The organism is Acinetobacter sp. YH12156, assembly GCF_013418235.1.
GTDB lineage: Bacteria > Pseudomonadota > Gammaproteobacteria > Pseudomonadales > Moraxellaceae > Acinetobacter > Acinetobacter pseudolwoffii.
On the sequence record NZ_VPCL01000042.1, the window covers coordinates 1 to 1,022 of the forward strand.

Annotated in this window: 2 tRNA genes and 2 rRNA genes; all 4 read right to left on the reverse strand. The window is 43.2% G+C overall.

What is annotated here, in order from left to right:
- Positions 1-177, reverse strand: a 23S ribosomal RNA gene (locus FTU87_RS14985); the annotation flags it as partial.
- A gap of 459 nt (positions 178-636) precedes the next feature.
- Positions 637-712 (reverse strand) — tRNA-Ala (locus FTU87_RS14990).
- A 71-nt stretch (positions 713-783) separates the two neighbouring features.
- Positions 784-860: transfer RNA gene (locus FTU87_RS14995), tRNA-Ile, on the reverse strand.
- 61 nt (positions 861-921) lie between these two features.
- Positions 922-1,022 (reverse strand): 16S ribosomal RNA (locus FTU87_RS15000); the annotation flags it as partial.

Genomic DNA, 1,022 nt, shown 5'->3' on the forward strand with positions numbered 1-1,022 from the left:
CTTGCATGACTATGTATTCATCATGCAATACCTACCTTATGGTAAGTGGGTTTCCCCATTCAGACATCTCCGGATCACAGGATATTTGCCGCCTCCCCGGAGCTTTTCGCAGGCTATCACGTCTTTCTTCGCCTCTGACTGCCAAGGCATCCACCACATGCACTTAATTACTTGACTATACAACCCCAAACAGTCGCTTGATCCTACAAGTAGATCAACCAACATACAGTTTAGTGTCTCGTGAACTTAATCACTGTACAGCTTCAATTAGATTCATATACCAAAACGCTTGATTCAGTTAATCGCTAGTTTCTCAGTTCTGCATCTTCATTCAAACATGTCACTTGCGTGTCACATTTCAATTTCAATTTAGTTCTGAGCCTTAAACAATTTATTTCAACTCAAATATATTCTGTTAATGATTTAACATGCCTTCGTCAGGTCATGTTGCTGTGATAAATCACAGAGATTATCAAGTCCGCGTATCATAACGCTTGTACTTGTTAATCTCTAGGATCTAAACACTTATCTGGGTGTTTAACACTCAGCTCAAGCTTCGTTTGATTAAAGCCTGCGCGAAGCGTAGCTTCTTGCTTAAATTTCAAGGAAAAACGTTGTTTTTCTTATCTTGAAATTTGGTGGAGACTAGGAGAGTCGAACTCCTGACCTCCTGCGTGCAAAGCAGGCGCTCTACCAACTAAGCTAAGTCCCCAGCTTATCAATAAGTCAATGTATCGTTCCGTTCTGTTTGCTTCAGCACTTGCATGCCGCGTTAGTCAGATTTGGTGGGTCTGACAAGACTTGAACTTGTGACCCCACGCTTATCAAGCGTGTGCTCTAACCAACTGAGCTACAGACCCTCAGATACATCTTTATGAAGAACAACTTGTTGTGGATTCTTACCAATCGTCAATCTTTCGTTAAGGAGGTGATCCAGCCGCAGGTTCCCCTACGGCTACCTTGTTACGACTTCACCCCAGTCATCTGCCACACCGTGGTAAGCGTCCTCCTTGCGGTTAGAC